12 protein-coding genes are annotated in these 16,930 nt (G+C 58.2%); 8 read left to right on the top strand and 4 right to left on the bottom strand.

The genetic code is table 11. From position 1 onward, the window contains the following. Positions 1-113 precede the first annotated feature (113 nt). The 8 genes from rimP (at position 114) to AB4O35_RS01505 (ending at position 9,719) form a co-directional block, all read left to right on the top strand. Positions 114-572, top strand: a complete 459-nt coding sequence (gene rimP / locus AB4O35_RS01540) for a ribosome maturation factor RimP (protein ID WP_049713475.1) — start codon at positions 114-116, stop codon at positions 570-572. Between the two features lie 47 nt (positions 573-619). Then, positions 620-2,101 (top strand): transcription termination factor NusA, encoded by a 1,482-nt coding sequence (gene nusA, locus AB4O35_RS01535; RefSeq protein WP_049711491.1) that lies wholly within the window; start codon positions 620-622, stop codon positions 2,099-2,101. Positions 2,102-2,128: 27 nt separating this feature from the next. Beyond that, positions 2,129-4,639: a translation initiation factor IF-2 gene (gene infB / locus AB4O35_RS01530; protein ID WP_065881646.1), complete on the top strand. Its 2,511-nt coding sequence runs from the start codon at positions 2,129-2,131 to the stop codon at positions 4,637-4,639. 159 nt (positions 4,640-4,798) lie between these two features. Continuing rightward, on the top strand, positions 4,799-5,194 hold the full coding sequence (gene rbfA / locus AB4O35_RS01525; RefSeq protein ID WP_065875288.1) for a 30S ribosome-binding factor RbfA: 396 nt from the start codon (positions 4,799-4,801) through the stop codon (positions 5,192-5,194). Positions 5,195-5,197: 3 nt separating this feature from the next. Next, positions 5,198-6,115 (top strand): tRNA pseudouridine(55) synthase TruB, encoded by a 918-nt coding sequence (truB, locus tag AB4O35_RS01520; RefSeq protein ID WP_016976825.1) that lies wholly within the window; start codon positions 5,198-5,200, stop codon positions 6,113-6,115. 115 nt (positions 6,116-6,230) lie between these two features. Beyond that, the gene (rpsO, locus tag AB4O35_RS01515; protein ID WP_003176135.1) at positions 6,231-6,500 is read left to right on the top strand and encodes a 30S ribosomal protein S15; all 270 of its coding nucleotides are present in this window, start codon (positions 6,231-6,233) and stop codon (positions 6,498-6,500) included. A gap of 194 nt (positions 6,501-6,694) precedes the next feature. Beyond that, positions 6,695-8,800, top strand: a complete 2,106-nt coding sequence (gene pnp / locus AB4O35_RS01510; protein WP_057725022.1) for a polyribonucleotide nucleotidyltransferase — start codon at positions 6,695-6,697, stop codon at positions 8,798-8,800. Between the two features lie 295 nt (positions 8,801-9,095). Further along, the gene (locus AB4O35_RS01505) at positions 9,096-9,719 is read left to right on the top strand and encodes a BON domain-containing protein (RefSeq protein WP_049711496.1); all 624 of its coding nucleotides are present in this window, start codon (positions 9,096-9,098) and stop codon (positions 9,717-9,719) included. Positions 9,720-10,013: 294 nt separating this feature from the next. On the opposite strand, the gene AB4O35_RS01500 is transcribed toward AB4O35_RS01505, so the two are convergent. The 4 genes from AB4O35_RS01500 to acs all read right to left on the bottom strand — a co-directional run bounded on the left by AB4O35_RS01500 (position 10,014) and on the right by acs (position 16,929). Beyond that, positions 10,014-12,944: a DUF748 domain-containing protein gene (locus AB4O35_RS01500; protein WP_065875674.1), complete on the bottom strand. Its 2,931-nt coding sequence runs from the start codon at positions 12,942-12,944 to the stop codon at positions 10,014-10,016. 87 nt (positions 12,945-13,031) lie between these two features. Beyond that, positions 13,032-14,048 (bottom strand): class I SAM-dependent rRNA methyltransferase, encoded by a 1,017-nt coding sequence (locus AB4O35_RS01495; RefSeq protein WP_065875675.1) that lies wholly within the window; start codon positions 14,046-14,048, stop codon positions 13,032-13,034. A 57-nt stretch (positions 14,049-14,105) separates the two neighbouring features. Continuing rightward, positions 14,106-14,975, bottom strand: coding sequence for an oxygenase MpaB family protein (locus tag AB4O35_RS01490; protein ID WP_065875676.1), 870 nt, complete (start codon positions 14,973-14,975; stop codon positions 14,106-14,108). A 16-nt stretch (positions 14,976-14,991) separates the two neighbouring features. Further along, on the bottom strand, positions 14,992-16,929 hold the full coding sequence (gene acs / locus AB4O35_RS01485) for an acetate--CoA ligase (RefSeq protein WP_065945463.1): 1,938 nt from the start codon (positions 16,927-16,929) through the stop codon (positions 14,992-14,994). Position 16,930: the final 1 nt, after the last annotated feature.

Genomic DNA, 16,930 nt, shown 5'->3' with positions numbered 1-16,930 from the left:
TTTTTGTTAGCTGGACACTTTCAACGCCGCTGTTCGACGGCGTTTCAAGGATGGGCGTTTCGCCCATTTTTTTATTTTGCACAGCATGCACATACATGCACGAGGGGGTTCAGGTGTCGAGCAAGCTAGAAGAGTTGCAGGCCTTGCTGGCCCCGGTGGTCGTGGCCCTAGGCTATGAATGCTGGGGTATTGAGTTTTCGGCTCAAGGTCGCCACTCAATGTTGCGCGTTTATATCGATAAAGAGGGCGGCGTGCTGGTGGACGATTGTGCCATTGTCAGCCGTCAGATCAGCGGTGTGCTGGATGTTGAAGATCCAATTGCCGTTGAATACACCCTCGAAGTTTCCTCGCCAGGCATGGAACGCCCACTGTTCACTATTGATCAGTTTGCAAAATTTGCCGGTGAACAAGTGAAGATCAAGCTGCGATCCCCATTCGAAGGGCGACGCAATTTTCAGGGCCTTCTGCGCGGTGTAGAAGAGCAGGACGTTGTGGTGCAAGTGGAAGACCATGAGTTCCTGTTGCCGATCGATATGATCGACAAGGCCAACATTATTCCCAGTTTTGGCTGAGACGCGGATCCCGCGGATCCAATGGCTTGCGAAAGGCGAGGCGTACGATGAGCAAAGAAGTACTGCTGGTTGTTGAGTCGGTATCCAATGAAAAGGGCGTACCGGCAAACGTGATTTTTGAAGCGCTGGAGCTGGCCCTGGCCACTGCTACCAAAAAGCGTTTTGAAGACGAAGTAGATCTGCGTGTGGAAATCAACCGCCACACCGGTGCCTATGAGACTTTCCGTCGCTGGACGGTCGTCGAAGAAGCCGATCTTGATGATCCGGCCATCGAAACCTGGCCGAGCAAGGTTGCCGAAACGCACCCTGGCGCCAATGTCGGTGATGTCGTAGAAGAAAAGATCGAATCGATCGAGTTCGGCCGTATTGCTGCACAGACCGCCAAGCAGGTCATCGTGCAGAAGGTTCGCGAAGCCGAGCGCGCTCAAGTTGTTGACGCTTATCGCGAGCGCCTGGGTGAAATCATCTCCGGTACCGTGAAGAAAGTCACCCGCGACAACGTGATCGTTGACCTGGGCAACAACGCTGAAGCGTTGCTGGCCCGTGAAGACATCATCTCTCGCGAAACCTTCCGTGTCGGCGTGCGTCTGCGTGCGCTGCTCAAGGAAATCCGCACCGAGAACCGCGGCCCTCAGTTGATCCTGTCGCGTACCGCGCCGGAAATGCTGATCGAGCTGTTCCGTATCGAGGTGCCGGAAATTGCCGAAGGCCTGATCGAAGTCATGGCTGCGTCCCGCGACCCGGGTTCGCGCGCCAAGATCGCGGTCCGTTCCAAGGACAAGCGTATTGATCCGCAAGGTGCTTGCATTGGTATGCGCGGTTCGCGCGTCCAGGCAGTGTCTGGCGAATTGGGCGGTGAGCGTGTGGATATCGTGCTGTGGGACGATAACCCGGCTCAGTTCGTGATCAACGCAATGTCGCCGGCTGAAGTGGCGGCAATTATCGTTGACGAGGATGCCCATGCAATGGACATCGCCGTCGGCGCAGACAACCTGGCTCAGGCCATTGGTCGTGGTGGTCAGAACGTGCGTCTGGCCAGCCAACTGACCGGTTGGACCCTGAATGTGATGACCGAATCGGACATCCAGGCTAAGCAGCAAGCAGAAACCGGTGACATCCTGCGCAACTTTATCGAAGAGCTCGAAGTCGATGAAGACCTGGCACAGGTGCTGGTAGATGAAGGCTTCACCAGCCTGGAAGAGATTGCCTACGTACCGTTGGAAGAAATGCTCAACATCGACGGCTTTGACGAAGACACCGTCAACGAGCTTCGCGCTCGGGCCAAGGATCGTTTGTTGACTAAAGCCATCGCTACTGAGGAAAAGCTGGCAGACGCCCATCCGGCCGAAGACCTGCTCTCGCTTGAGGGTATGGACAAGGATTTGGCGATGGAACTGGCGGTGCGCGGCGTAATTACCCGCGAAGACCTGGCCGAGCAGTCTATTGACGATCTGCTCGACATCGACGGCATTGACGAAGATCGTGCCGGCAAGTTGATCATGGCCGCCCGAGCCCATTGGTTCGAGTAACTAGGCGCGGCCTGAGGAGAGAAGTGCATGACGCAAGTCACGGTGAAACAACTGGCCGATGAGGTCAAAACACCGGTAGAGCGCCTGTTGCAGCAGATGCGTGAGGCAGGTCTGCCGCACACCGCCGCCGATGAAGGTGTGAGCGATAGTGAGAAGCAGTCTTTGCTGACTCACTTGAAGAGCAGCCACAAGGCGAAAGTGGAAGAACCGCGCAAGATTACATTGCAGCGCAAAACCACCAGCACACTGCGTGTTGCGGGTAGCAAGAGCATCAGCGTTGAAGTACGCAAGAAGAAAGTCTTCGTACAACGCAGCCCGGAAGAAATCGAAGCCGAGCGCAAACGCGATCTGGAAGAACGTCGCGCAGTAGAAAATGCTGCTCGTCAGAAGGCTGAAGAAGAAGCCAAGCGTCGCACCGAAGAAGAAGCGCGTCGCCAGCCTGCGACTACTGAAGCGGTCTCCGCGCCTAGCGCGCCAGTAGAAGCTGTGCGTGAAGCCGCTCCGGTTGCCGCGGCACCAGCACCTGCTGCTGATGCCCGCAAGCGCGAAGAGCCTCGCCGTCCGGACAAGCCACGTGCTGACGATAACAATCGTCGCGGCGGCGGCGGTGATGGCGAGCGCAAAAATGCTCCGCATCGTGCCTCGGTCAAAGAGAAAGCGCCTGCGCCACGCGTTGCCCCACGTACTACCGACGAGGAAAGCGATAGCTTCCGTCGTGGTGGTCGCGGCAAGGCCAAGCTGAAAAAACGCAACGCTCACGGTTTCCAGAGCCCAACCGGCCCTGTCGTGCGTGATGTGCAGATCGGCGAGACCATCTCTGTTGGCGATCTCGCCAATCAGATGTCGGTCAAGGCTGCTGAAATCATCAAGTTCATGTTCAAACTGGGCACCCCAGCGACCATCAACCAGGTGCTTGATCAGGAAACTGCTCAACTGGTAGCCGAAGAACTGGGCCACAAAGTGACCCTGGTCAGCGACACCGCCCTGGAAGATTCCCTGGCCGAGTCCCTGAAGTTTGAAGGTGAGACGTTCTCCCGTGCGCCAGTTGTGACCGTAATGGGCCACGTTGACCATGGTAAAACTTCCCTGCTCGACTATATCCGTCGTGCCAAGGTAGCTGCTGGCGAAGCCGGTGGTATCACCCAGCACATCGGTGCGTACCACGTTGAAACCGAACGCGGCATGGTCACTTTCCTCGACACCCCTGGTCACGCCGCGTTTACCGCAATGCGTGCCCGTGGTGCCAAGGCGACTGACATCGTGATCCTGGTAGTTGCAGCGGACGACGGCGTGATGCCGCAGACCATTGAAGCTGTCCAGCACGCCAAGGCTGCGGGTGTTCCACTGGTTGTTGCCGTGAACAAAATCGACAAGCCGGGCGCCGATCTCGATCGCATCCGTAGCGAACTGTCGGTTCACGGTGTGACTTCCGAAGAGTGGGGCGGTGATACGCCGTTCGTTTCAGTCTCGGCGAAAGTCGGTACCGGTGTAGACGAGCTGCTCGAAGCTGTTCTGCTGCAAGCTGAAGTACTCGAACTGAAAGCAACCCCATCGGCCCCAGGTCGCGGTGTTGTGGTTGAATCGCGTCTCGACAAAGGTCGTGGCCCGGTTGCAACTGTTCTGGTTCAAGACGGTACCCTGCGCCAAGGCGACATGGTGCTGGTCGGTTCGAACTATGGCCGTGTACGTGCCATGCTCGATGAGAACGGCAAGCCAATCAAAGAGGCCGGTCCTTCCATCCCTGTCGAGATCCTCGGCCTGGACGGTACTCCGGACGCTGGCGACGAGATGAGCGTGCTGTCGGACGAGAAGAAAGCCCGTGAAGTGGCTCTGTTCCGTCAAGGCAAGTTCCGCGAAGTCAAACTGGCTCGTGCTCACGCCGGCAAGCTGGAAAACATCTTCGAAAACATGGGCCAGGCAGAGAAGAAGACGCTCAACATCGTCCTCAAATCTGACGTCCGTGGCTCTCTCGAAGCGTTGAACGGCGCCTTGAACGGCCTGGGTAACGACGAAGTGCAAGTGCGCGTTGTCGGTGGCGGTGTTGGTGGTATCACCGAATCCGACGCCAACCTGGCACTGGCTTCCAACGCTGTACTGTTCGGTTTCAACGTGCGTGCCGATGCTGGCGCTCGCAAGATCGTCGAACAGGAAGGCCTGGACATGCGTTACTACAACGTCATCTACGACATCATCGAAGACGTCAAGAAGGCCCTCACCGGCATGCTTGGCAGCGATGTCCGGGAGAACATCCTGGGTGTGGCCGAGGTGCGTGATGTGTTCCGCTCGCCGAAATTCGGCGCGATCGCCGGTTGCATGGTTATCGAAGGTGTTGTGCACCGTAACCGTCCAATCCGTGTACTGCGTGAAGACATCGTTATCTTTGAAGGCGAGCTGGAATCCCTGCGCCGCTTCAAGGATGACGCTTCCGAAGTGCGTGCTGGCATGGAATGCGGTATCGGCGTCAAGAGCTACAACGACGTTAAGCCTGGCGACAAGATCGAAGTTTACGAGAAGGTCCAGGTTGCTCGCAGCCTCTAACTCGCGCACTTCAGGAGCCACGCGGCGTGTGGGCATGCAAATGTCCCGCGCTGTGTCCGGACTCTAAACGCAACGCCCGGTCTGGCTTTTGTCAGGCCGGGCGTTTGCCGCTTTCAGACCCCACGGGTTTCACCGTGTGGCAGTAACAGGTAACAAGACATGGCAAAAGAATACAGCCGTACCCAGCGTATCGGCGATCAGATGCAGCGCGAGCTGGCCCAGCTGATCCGTCGCGAAGTCAAAGACCCTCGCGTTGGTCTGGTCACCATCACCGCCGTTGAAGTGAGCCGTGACGTGGGTCACGCCAAGATCTTCATCACTGTGATGGGGCAGGACAACAGCGAAGAAATCGCACAAAGCATCAAGGTGCTCAACTCGGCAGCGGGTTTCCTGCGCATGCAGTTGGCCCGTGAGATGAAGCTGCGCAGCGTTCCTCAGTTGCACTTCCACTACGACGAAAGTGTCGTGCGTGGTGCGCACCTGTCGGCTCTGATCGAGCGCGCCGTGGCTGAAGACAGCCAGCGCCCCTCCACACCTGAAGACGCCAAGGAGTAAGCGGTGGCTCAGGTCAAACGTATACGTCGCAATGTCAGCGGCATCATTCTGCTCGACAAACCCATTGGCTTTACCTCCAATGCCGCGTTGCAGAAGGTCCGCTGGCTGCTCAATGCCGAGAAGGCCGGGCACACCGGCAGCCTAGATCCCTTGGCCACCGGCGTGTTGCCGCTGTGCTTTGGCGAGGCGACGAAGTTCTCGCAATACCTGCTCGATTCCGACAAGGGTTATGAAACCCTGATGCAACTGGGCAAGACCACCACCACGGCCGACGCCGAAGGTGATGTTTTGCAGGTTCGCGACGTGACCGTTGGTCGTGCTGATATTGAAGCTGCTCTACCCGGTTTTCGTGGGCAAATCAGTCAGATACCGCCGATGTACTCGGCGCTCAAGCGCGATGGGCAGCCTCTTTACAAGCTGGCACGTGCCGGCGAAGTAGTGGAGCGAGAACCGCGTTCTGTTACTATTGCGCGCTTGGAATTGCTCGCCTGTGAAGGCGACACCGCCCGCTTGGCCGTGGACTGCAGCAAAGGCACCTATATCCGTACCCTGGTGGAAGATATTGGTGAAAAGCTCGGTTGCGGCGCGTACGTTGCAGAATTGCGACGCACCCAGGCCGGTCCTTTCAGCCTGGCCCAGACGGTCACGCTGGAAGAGTTGGAAGCGGTGCATGCTGAAGGTGGCAACGAAGCGGTTGATCGCTTCCTGATGCCTTCAGACAGCGGCCTGCTGGATTGGCCATTGCTGCACTTCTCGGAGCACAGCGCGTTTTACTGGCTCAACGGCCAACCGGTACGTGCCCCGGATGCCCCGAAGTTCGGTATGGTGCGGGTGCAGGATCATAACGGTCGCTTTATCGGTATCGGTGAAGTGAGCGAAGACGGGCGCATCGCGCCGCGTCGACTGATTCGGTCAGAATGACCGAACGAGTGTGGCTGTTAACAGGCATGGTCAACACTCATTTTTAGATACAGGGATTTGTCCCTGGCCTGTTGAAACTGCCCTTTGGGTGGTTTCCTGAAAAAAGGATTGCCTCATGGCTCTCGACGTTCAAGAAAAAGCACAAATCGTAGCTGACTATCAGCAAGCTGTTGGTGACACTGGTTCGCCAGAAGTGCAAGTTGCACTGCTGACCCACAACATCAACAAGCTGCAAGGTCACTTCAAGGCCAACGGTAAAGACCACCACTCCCGTCGTGGTCTGATCCGCATGGTAAACCAGCGCCGTAAGCTGCTGGACTACCTGAAAGGCAAGGATCTGGGTCGCTATCAGGCTCTGATCGGTCGCCTGGGTCTGCGTCGCTAATAAGCGATTGCGCTAGAGGTTGGTTGTCTGCCGTGTGTCAGTGGGATTCCCGCTGGCCCATGGCAGGCTCCCAGCCTCAAGTTTTATCTGGATACACGTTTTACCCTGGACGAGGGTCGGGCCGATTCCCGACATTGCCCAAGAATTTCGCAAGAAGACAAGTTCCCCAAGAGCCACAAAGAAGGTAGGACACCGTGAACCCGGTTATCAAAAAATTCCAGTTCGGTCAGTCGACCGTTACCCTCGAGACAGGCCGTATCGCCCGTCAAGCCTCCGGCGCAGTGCTGGTTACCGTTGACGACGACGTTACCGTTCTGGTGACCGTTGTTGGCGCCAAGACCGCTGACCCGAGCAAAGGCTTCTTCCCTCTTTCCGTTCACTACCAGGAAAAGACTTACGCTGCCGGTAAGATCCCTGGCGGTTTCTTCAAGCGTGAAGGCCGTCCTTCCGAGAAAGAAACCCTGACTTCCCGACTGATCGACCGTCCGATCCGTCCGCTGTTCCCAGAAGGCTTCATGAACGAAGTGCAGGTTGTCTGCACCGTCGTTTCCACCAGCAAGAAGACCGATCCGGACATCGCTGCGATGATCGGTACCTCGGCTGCCCTGGCTATTTCGGGTATTCCTTTCGATGGCCCGATCGGCGCTGCCCGCGTTGCCTTCCACGAAAGCACCGGTTACCTGCTGAACCCGACTTACGAGCAACAGAAAGCTTCGAGCCTGGACATGGTCGTAGCCGGTACCTCGGAAGCCGTGTTGATGGTTGAATCGGAAGCCAAAGAGCTGACCGAAGACCAGATGCTGGGCGCCGTGCTGTTTGCTCACGACGAGTTCCAGGTTGTGATCAACGCTGTTAAAGAATTGGCTGCCGAAGCTGCCAAACCAACCTGGGCTTGGGCTCCACAGCCTGAAGCTACCGCATTGTTGGGCGCTATCCGTGCCGAGTTCGGCGACGCGATCTCCCAGGCATACGCCATCACCGTCAAGGCCGACCGTTACGCTCGCCTGGGTGAGTTGAAGGATCAGGTTGTTGCCAAGCTGTCCGGTGAAGAAGGCCAGCCTTCTTCCAGCGAAGTCAAAGCTGCCTTCGGTGAAATCGAATACCGCACCGTTCGCGAAAACATCGTTAACGGCAAGCCACGTATCGACGGTCGCGACACCCGCACTGTACGTCCGCTGAACATCGAAGTCGGCGTTCTGCCTAAGACTCACGGTTCGGCCCTGTTCACCCGTGGTGAAACTCAGGCTCTGGTCGTTGCGACCCTGGGTACTGCCCGTGACGCGCAGCTGCTGGACACCCTGGAAGGCGAGAAAAAAGACCCGTTCATGCTGCACTACAACTTCCCTCCGTTTTCGGTGGGCGAGTGTGGTCGCATGGGTGGCGCTGGTCGTCGCGAAATCGGTCACGGCCGTCTGGCTCGTCGTTCGATCGCCGCCATGCTGCCTGCTGCTGACGTGTTCCCGTATACCATCCGCGTTGTGTCGGAAATTACTGAGTCCAACGGTTCCAGCTCCATGGCTTCGGTCTGCGGTGCTTCCCTGGCGCTGATGGACGCTGGTGTGCCGATGAAGGCACCGGTTGCCGGTATCGCCATGGGCCTGGTTAAAGAAGGCGAGAAGTTCGCCATCCTGACCGACATCCTGGGTGACGAAGACCACCTGGGCGACATGGACTTCAAAGTGGCCGGTACCGCCAAAGGTGTTACCGCGCTGCAGATGGACATCAAGATCAAAGGCATCACCGAAGAGATCATGGAAATCGCTCTGGGCCAAGCCCTGGAAGCGCGCCTGAACATCCTCGGCCAGATGAACCAGATCATTGGTCAGTCCCGTACCGAACTGTCGGAAAATGCTCCGACCATGATCGCGATGAAAATCGACACCGACAAAATCCGTGATGTTATCGGTAAAGGTGGCGCGACCATTCGTGCGATCTGCGAAGAGACCAAGGCTTCGATCGACATCGAAGACGACGGCTCGATCAAGATCTTCGGCGAAACCAAGGAAGCTGCAGAAGCGGCGCGTCAGCGCGTTCTGGGCATCACTGCGGAAGCCGAGATCGGCAAGATCTACGTCGGTAAGGTTGAGCGCATCGTCGACTTCGGCGCATTCGTTAACATCCTGCCGGGCAAAGACGGTCTGGTTCACATCTCCATGCTGAGCGACGCCCGCGTTGAGAAAGTGACCGACATTCTGAAAGAAGGCCAGGAAGTGGAAGTACTGGTACTGGACGTGGACAACCGCGGCCGTATCAAGCTCTCCATCAAGGACGTAGCAGCAGCCAAGGCTTCGGGCGTTTAATTACCCCAAAGCTGTACGCTGAAAAAGGGACTCCTCGGAGTCCTTTTTTTATGCCTATAAGAAAATGTCTAAAAATCAGTCGCTTAGTTATATCTAAAACCCGCAACTTGCATGCAGGCAAGCTCATGTTCATGCAAGTTGCACGATTCCGAAAATTAGTAATTTTATTAAGCTATTGATTTATAAGGGTTTAATTTGATGCGGAGAGTTGGCACAGTGCCTGCAATAACCCTGTTAGCGCTGCAGCATCAAGGTTCACACACTGCAGTCTTTTAATAAAACAGGAGTTACTCGTATGAAGAAGTTCGCTCTCGCTACCGCAACTGCTACCGCTCTGACCCTGGCCATGGCTAACGCTGCCTTCGCCCAACCTTCCCAGGCCCCTATGACTCTGGCGGCCGGTGAAGTGACCCAGGCCAAGGAAGCTACTTCGGACACTTGGATCACCACCAAAGTGAAAGCCGACCTGCTGACAGAAAAAGGTATTCCTGGTTCGGACATCAAAGTTGAAACCAACAACGGCGTGGTTACCCTGTCCTCCGACGTGAAGATCTCTGCCTCGCAAAAAGCGACCGCAGTCGCCATCACCAAGAAAATCAAAGGTGTGAAAGCTGTTTCTGCTGACAGCCTGCACGCAGGTGGCGCATACAAAGCTGACAACGTCGACAAAACCAAGGTCGCCGCTGCTGATGCTAAAGGTGCAACCTCCGATACTTGGATCACCACCAAAGTGAAAGCTGATCTGGTCACCGAGAAAGGCATTCCTGGTACCGACATCAAAGTCGAAACCAACCAAGGTGTGGTCTCGCTGTCGTCGACTACTGCTGTGACTGAAGCGCAGAAAGACACAGCTGTAGCGATCACCAAGAAAATCAAAGGCGTTAAAGCTGTATCGGCTGATGGCCTGAAAGCAGAGTAACGCTCCAGAATTCGCCTGAACTAGGCGCCGGCGGCGACGAGTGAGCTAGATATACACTCAACGCACCTTCACAAGTTCATGCGACCGACCACACGGATGTGGTCATTACAGGCCCCGGCACTTGTGTCGGGGCCTGTTCTATTCTGGCTCGGAATACATTCTGTAGGCTTATGAAGAACAAATGTGGGAGCGGGCTTGCTCGCGAATACGGAGTGTCAGTCAACTTATAAGCTGCTGATACACCGTATTCGCGAGCAAGCCCGCTTTCACTTTCAGATGTGTATGGCTGCCCGGTTACTCAGCATCCAGATGCATCGGTGTCACCACTCGACCATCCTTCTCGGCCTGCCCCAGGTTGGCATCGATGAAGTACACCCGGTCATCTTCCAACTGTCCTTTGTCTACCAGGTAATCCTTGATAGTGCTTGCGCGGTCTTGGCCCAACTGGCGCAGCAACACATCACTGCCACTCCAGAATTTGATCACGCCGTCCTTCAGCTTGGCGGTACGTTCATCGCGGCTGAGGTCTTTCCACTCCGCCGGCGGCTGCTGTTTCAGACGGGTGCGGTAGATGCCTTCCAGCAACGGTGCTTTTTCACTTTCCGGTACTTCCAGCAAGGACGCCTGGGCCGGAACCTTGTCACCGCGGCGTTGCAGCATCTTGTAGTAGTTGTATTGGTATTCGCGTTCCAGGCGCTGCGCGGCGAGGAGCGGCCCGTCGCTGCTGGCAGCGGCCGTGCCTTCGATTTCCAGGCGCAGGGCAGGTCGCTCTTTAAGCGCCTTGGCCAGCGTGTTCAAGGCGCCTTCGGCGTCTTTGTTCAGCTCGCTGGAACCCGGGCCGAACGAGACATTACCGAGGTCTTCCGAGCCCCCACCGGTCACCAGCCCACCGATAAACTTGAAGGGCGCCGTCGCCGCGCGGACCACGAGATTGCGCAGGGTTTGCCAAACGATCGGCATTACGCTGAATTGTGGATTGTTCAAATCGCCCGTCACCGGCAACTCAATGGTGATTTTGCCGTCACTGTCCTTGAGTAGCGCAATCGCCAGGCGAATCGGCAAGTCCACCGCATCAGTGCTGTCGACCTTCTCGCCCAGTTGCAATTGCTCGACCACCACTTTGTTTTCGGCCTTCAATTGGCCCTTGGTGATCACGTAGTGCAGGTCAAGGTTGAGTCGGCCCTTGCGGATACGGAAGCCGGCGAACTTGCCGGAGTAGGGCGTCAGGTTAGTCAGTTCGACGCGCTTGAAGCTGGTGGCGATGTCCAGCGCTGCCATTGGATCAAACGGATTCACGCTGCCTTTGATGGTAACGGGCGCGTAGCGGTCCACCTTACCCTTGATGTCGACGCTGGCCGGTTTGGCCTGTCGGCTGTCGATAGTGCCGATTTGTCCGTTGAGTTGTTGAATCGCCGTGGCGAAGTTAGGTGTGAGGCTGAAGTCGGCAAAGTTGGCGGAGCCGTCGTTGATCGCAATCTGGCCGATACGAATGCCAAGGGGCTTATCTTTGCTGGCCGGTTTGGCTGCCGACTTGGCACCACTGTCGGCCGGCTGTGGAATCAGCAGGTCGTCGATGTTGGTGGTGCGGTCATCATTGATCATGAAGCGCGCATACGGTTGCAGCAGGTTGACCTTGTCGATCGACAGGCTGTCGCCGTGCTGATAGTTCACGCCTTCGAGTACCAGACGCTGCCATTTGAGGAAATCGCGCGTTTTGAGTGTGTCGAGGGTGTGCAGTTGGTCGACCTGCGCCCGACCGGTGACCTGCAACTTCAGAGGGGCGGTGCCTTTCAGGTTCACATCGAGATTGCTGCCGAGCATGCCGCTACGCAGTTCCAGGCGGATGAACGGACTGATGTAAGACTGGGCGACCCGCAGGTCGATGTCCTGGGTATTGACCTTCAGCTTGGCGCTGACTGGGTTGAGGTTGACCTCGCCGGTCGCCTGGATTTTGCCTTGCTTGCCCAGCCCCGTGTCGAGCTTCAAGGTGAACGGGTTCTGGTTGAGGCTATCGAAGTTCTGCACATCGACGTTCAACGGCCCCAGTTCCAGCGCTACCGCCGGTTTGGCCTGACGGTCGGCCAGGTGCACTTGATAGTTGCGTAGTTGCACATCCTTGAGCAGCACCTGCCACGGTTTGCTCGGCGCCGCAGGTTCGGCTTTTGGCGAGTCGGCAGTGGCCGGAGCGCTGGCAGGCTCCGGCGCCTTGGCGGGTTTACTGGGTTGGCTGGCGAACAGTTTCTGCCAGTCCAGTTGCCCATCGGCCTCAAGGGCCGCCCAGGTTTCCAGCTTGTTGCTGCGGATCTTACCGACGATTACCTGCTGCTTGGCCAGGTCCACCGTGGTCTCGCTGACGTCCAAGCGCTCCAGGCGCACCAACGGGCGGCCGTCCGGTGCCTTGATGGCAAATGGCGCGATGCTGGCCGCGGTGTTGGTCAGGTTCAGTTCAGTCTCTTTGGCCAGGCTGAACGTGTATTCGGTGCTGAAGTTGAGCACACCGTCTTCCAGCACCAGGGGCAACGCATCACGTACATAGGGCCACCAGGCTTTCATCTTGCCATCGGTGACCTTCAGCGTACCTTCGGAGGTAATCGGCACCAGGCTGAAATTACCTTTCCAATCGATTCTCCCACCGTCAGGCCCCGCCGCGACCAGCGTCATGTCGGCATTGTCTTCCGGCAGGGTGCTGAGGTTTTTTAGCTCGAAGTCGAGTGAGTCGTATAGAAATTCGATAGGTTCGCTGGGGCGCAAGTCTTGAAAGTGCACATAGCCGCCCGACAATTTGATGCCGTCGACACGCAGCGGGAAAGGCTTGGCATCCGGATCGGCCGGGGCGGGCTCGCTGGCGGGCAGCTTGAACAACTGCGCCAGATTCAACTTGCCGGACTTGTCGAACAGCAACTCGGTCTTGGGCTTGTCCAATTGCACATCAGCCAGATGCAGGGCTCGGGTCCATAGACTGTCGATTTGCAGGTTGGCGTAGAGGCGTTCGAAACCCACTTGTTCTTTGCCAGGCTCGCCTATTTTGAGCCCCCATGCCGTCACTTCCAGGCTGAACGGGTTGAGCTCTATTCGCTCGAGCCGTGCTGGCACCGTGGCGTAATTGGCCAGTTGCTGGTTGGCAATGCGAAGCGCGATACCGGGGAGAATCAAAAAGCCCAGCAAGCTGTAAAGGGCAAGGGCGGTCAACAAAGCGCCAGCGGCGCGAATCAATCCTTTGGGCATGGGGCGGCGCCATCTATATCAAACAAGAGTGCCTTGGAGTATGGCACGGGTTTTCGGTTCCGAAGCGCAGGGCCTTTGGGAAACGTCTTACAGTTGGAGTATCAGGGTTTTCAGCGGTGGCTGTTGATCCTGTGAGGGAAAGTCCGCACCGGGCGTCATGATTGTCCAGTCACGCACCGGGCGCCCGGCCTTTTCCGCACAACGCAGCACCTGTTCGCGCCAATCCTCCATGCTGACCTTTGCCAGGTTGTTGCAGCAGATCAGCACGCCGTTGTCAGCGGTGGCAAGCAACGCGGGTTTGAGCAGGCTTTGATAGTCGCGCAGCAGGTCGACGGTGCCGAACGCGCTCTTGGCCCAGGCGGGAGGGTCCAGCAATACCAAGTCGTATTGACGTTGCTCCAGGCGCGGATAGCTCGGCAGTTTCTGCCCGCGACGCTGGGTGATCGGCAGGCCCGCCAGTTGGCGGATCGCCGGGAAGTAGTCGGATTGCACGAATTGCATGGTCGGCAATTGTGGGTTCAGCAGGCCATTTTCGCGCCCGACTGCGAGGTTGCCCTCGGCGAAGTCCAGGTTACACACCTCGCGGGCACCACCGGCGGCCGCGCTCAGGCCGACGCCGCAGGTGTAGGCGAACAGGTTCAGCACGCTTTTACCGGCACTGTGTTCCTTGACCCAGCCCCGGGTGTTGCGCAGGTCGAGGAACAGCAGCGGATCCTGCCCGGCATGCCGCCCGCGTACGCGGTAATTGAGCCCCCACTCGTGACCCACCAGGTCTTCCAGTGCAGCAGGTTCGGCACGATACACCGTGTCTTCGCGGTCAATGCGCGAATTGCCACGGGAGCGGTCGTTGTAGACCAGTAGCAATTCCAGGCCCAAGTACTGGTTGATCTGTTGATGCAGGTCCAGCAGGTCTGCCGTTTCCAGGGATTGGTGAAAGCTCTGCACCAGCAGCTGAGGGCCGTAGCGGTCGATGGTCAGGCCGCCGGCGCCTTCCTGGCTGCCGTGGAACAGCCGGTAGCAGTCGGTGTCTTGGGCGTGCAGTTCGCTGATCAGGTCTTGGCGATGATCGAGGGCGGCGCGCAGCGCCTGATTCAAGGAAGACATGGAGCGCGCCTTGCTGGGGAAATGAGGGCGCGAAGTTTAACAGTTATGCGCCGTCGCCTACATCAACCCCATCCGCCGATGGGCCCGTTGCACCGAACCATTGCGCATCGCCCAACGCAGCATCGGCGCACTGCGTTTGACCCCGGCACGGATCATTTGGCGTTGCAGCGGACTCTGGTGCTGACCGAGCATGGCGCTGGCCCAGTCTGGCAGCAGGTCGATCCCGGCCCGCATCATCAAGGCGCCAAAGGGCTTGGCAAGCGTACTGGGGGAGGGCGCATTCAGCAGCAGGCGCAACACTTCCCGGCTGCGGTCATCGCACAGCAACTGCGGACGGATGCGTGCCAGATAATCCGACACTTCCTGCCGGGAATGCGGAACATCCTGCGCGCCCAGACGCTCGGCCACCAAGGCAATTTCACTGTAGTAACGGTCCTGGTCTCGACCTGAAAGGTGCGGGTTGCGGTAGCGAAGGTGGGCGGCCAAGAAGTTACTGACCTCCGCGACATGCACCCAAGTCAGCAGCTCCGGGTCGCTGGCCGCATAAGGTCGCCCGTCCGGCGCATGGCCGACCACCTGCAGGTGAATGGTGCGGACTTTCTCGATCAGCCATTCGGCATCTTTTCGCGAGCCAAAGGTGGTGCCCGAGATGAACTGCGAGGTACGCCGCAACCGCCCGAGCATGTCCTGGCGAAAATTAGAATGGTCCCACACGCCCGCCAGGGCCAGTGGGTGCAAAGCTTGCAGCATCAAGGCACTGATGCCGCCGATAAGCATGCTGCTGAAATCGCCATGTACGTGCCAACTCACCGAGTCGGGCCCGAACAGACCGGGGTCGCCCTTGGGGTTTTCCAGGTCCAACTGGCCCAGTGACAAGCCGGTCAGGCTCATCAGCTGGTTTTCGATACGGCTGCGGATAAATTCCATGGCGACTCGGGGCTTCCTATCGGTTCAGGCGTTTGTCGATCAAACCGTCTACGACGCTCGGGTCGGCCAGGGTCGAGGTATCACCGAGGCTGTCGAGTTCGTTGCAGGCGATCTTGCGCAAAATCCTGCGCATGATCTTGCCGGAACGGGTTTTCGGCAAGGCCGGTGCCCATTGGATCAGTTCGGGCTTGGCAAAGCTGCCGATTTCCTTGCTGACCAAATCCAGCAGGTGCTTTTTCAGCGCATCGTCGGGTTCCACGCCGTTCATGGGCGTGACAAACGCATAAATGCCCTGGCCTTTGACGTCGTGGGGGTAACCCACCACGGCGGCTTCGGCCACCAGGTCATGCAGGACCAGCGCGCTCTCCACCTCGGCGGTGCCGATGCGGTGGCCAGACACGTTGATCACGTCATCGATACGCCCGGTGATCCAGTAATCGCCGTCTTCATCGCGCCGCGCGCCGTCGCCGGTGAAGTAATAACCGGGGTAGGGGTTGAAATAGGTGTCGATCATGCGCTGCGGATCGCCGTACACACTGCGGATCTGCCCGGGCCAGCTGGCTTTGATCGCCAGCACACCGCTGCCGGCGCCGCTGAATTCCTTGCCGTGCTCGTCAAGCAATACGGGTTGTACACCGAACATCGGCTGGGTCGCACAGCCGGGTTTGATCCGCTGGGCGCTGACCAAGGGGCTGAGCATGATGCCGCCGGTCTCGGTCTGCCACCAGGTATCCACAATCGGGCAGCGCTGTTCGCCCACCGCGTTGAAGTACCAATCCCAGGCTTCCGGGTTGATCGGTTCGCCGACGCTGCCCAGTAAGCGCAGGCTGGCGCGCGACGTGTTTTCCAGCGGGCCGTGGCCTTCGCGCATCAACGCGCGCACGGCAGTGGGCGCGGTGTAGAAGATGTTGACCTTGTGTTTGTCGATGACCTGCCAGAAGCGCGAGCTGTCCGGGTAGCTTGGCACGCCTTCGAACATCAGCGAGGTCGCGCCATTGGCCAGCGGGCCATACACGATGTAACTGTGGCCGGTGACCCAGCCCACATCGGCGGTGCACCAGAACACTTCTCCATCGCGGTAGTCGAGCACGTATTTGAAGGTCATCGCCGCTTGCAGCAGGTAACCGCCCGTGGTGTGCAGGACGCCCTTGGGTTTACCGGTGCTGCCGGAGGTGTAAAGGATGAACAGCGGGTCTTCGGCGTCCATCGGCTCGGGCGGGCAGTCGCCGCTTGCGGCATCCAGAGCCTGTTGATACTTGAGGTCGCGGCCTTCGGTCCAGTTAACGGTCGCACCCGTGCGTTCCACCACCAGCACCGTACTGACGTTCGGGCAGTTGGCCAGGGCTTTGTCGACATTCTGTTTCAGCGCCACTGGCTTACCGCCGCGCACGCCTTCGTCAGCGGTGATCACGGTGCGGCAGTCTGCGTCGAGAATACGGTCGCGCAGGGCGTCCGGCGAGAAGCCACCAAACACCACGGAATGCACCGCGCCAATCCGCGTGCAGGCGAGCATGGCGTAGGCTGCTTCCGGGATCATCGGCATGTAGATGCACACCCGGTCGCCTTTCTTCACGCCGCGGCTTTTCAGCACATTGGCCAGGCGGCTGACGTTCTGGTGCAGTTGGCGGTACGTGATTTTGGAAGATTTTGTCGGATCATCGCCTTCCCAGATGAAGGCCGGCTGATCGGCGCGTTGCGCCAGGTGGCGGTCGATGCAGTTGTAGCTGACGTTCAACTGGCCGCCGGCAAACCATTGCGCAGCACCGGTCTTGATGTCTGAGCGTTGAACGGTGTGCCAAGGGGTTATCCAGTCGAGAAAGCCGTTGGCCTGTTCAGCCCAGAACGTGTCCGGTTGATCGATGGATTGGCGATAGAGGCGCTGATAGTCCTCTTGACTGAGTTGCGCAGCCCGGCGGACGGCATCGGCGGTGGGGAACGTGCTGATATCGAACATG

This window comes from Pseudomonas sp. H1_A03 (assembly GCF_054685145.1).
Note: the sequence above shows the minus strand (reverse complement) of the source record. Positions and strands in the feature narration are given on the sequence as shown.

Coding starts and splice junctions, on each gene's coding strand:
- nusA (WP_049711491.1), top strand. CDS start 620: ATGAGCAAAGAAGTACTGCTGGTTGTTGAGTCGGTATCCAATGAAAAG.
- infB (WP_065881646.1), top strand. CDS start 2,129: ATGACGCAAGTCACGGTGAAACAACTGGCCGATGAGGTCAAAACACCG.
- rbfA (WP_065875288.1), top strand. CDS start 4,799: ATGGCAAAAGAATACAGCCGTACCCAGCGTATCGGCGATCAGATGCAG.
- rpsO (WP_003176135.1), top strand. CDS start 6,231: ATGGCTCTCGACGTTCAAGAAAAAGCACAAATCGTAGCTGACTATCAG.
- AB4O35_RS01505 (WP_049711496.1), top strand. CDS start 9,096: ATGAAGAAGTTCGCTCTCGCTACCGCAACTGCTACCGCTCTGACCCTG.
- AB4O35_RS01500 (WP_065875674.1), bottom strand. CDS start 12,944: ATGCCCAAAGGATTGATTCGCGCCGCTGGCGCTTTGTTGACCGCCCTT.
- AB4O35_RS01495 (WP_065875675.1), bottom strand. CDS start 14,048: ATGTCTTCCTTGAATCAGGCGCTGCGCGCCGCCCTCGATCATCGCCAA.
- AB4O35_RS01490 (WP_065875676.1), bottom strand. CDS start 14,975: ATGGAATTTATCCGCAGCCGTATCGAAAACCAGCTGATGAGCCTGACC.
- acs (WP_065945463.1), bottom strand. CDS start 16,929: ATGTTCGATATCAGCACGTTCCCCACCGCCGATGCCGTCCGCCGGGCT.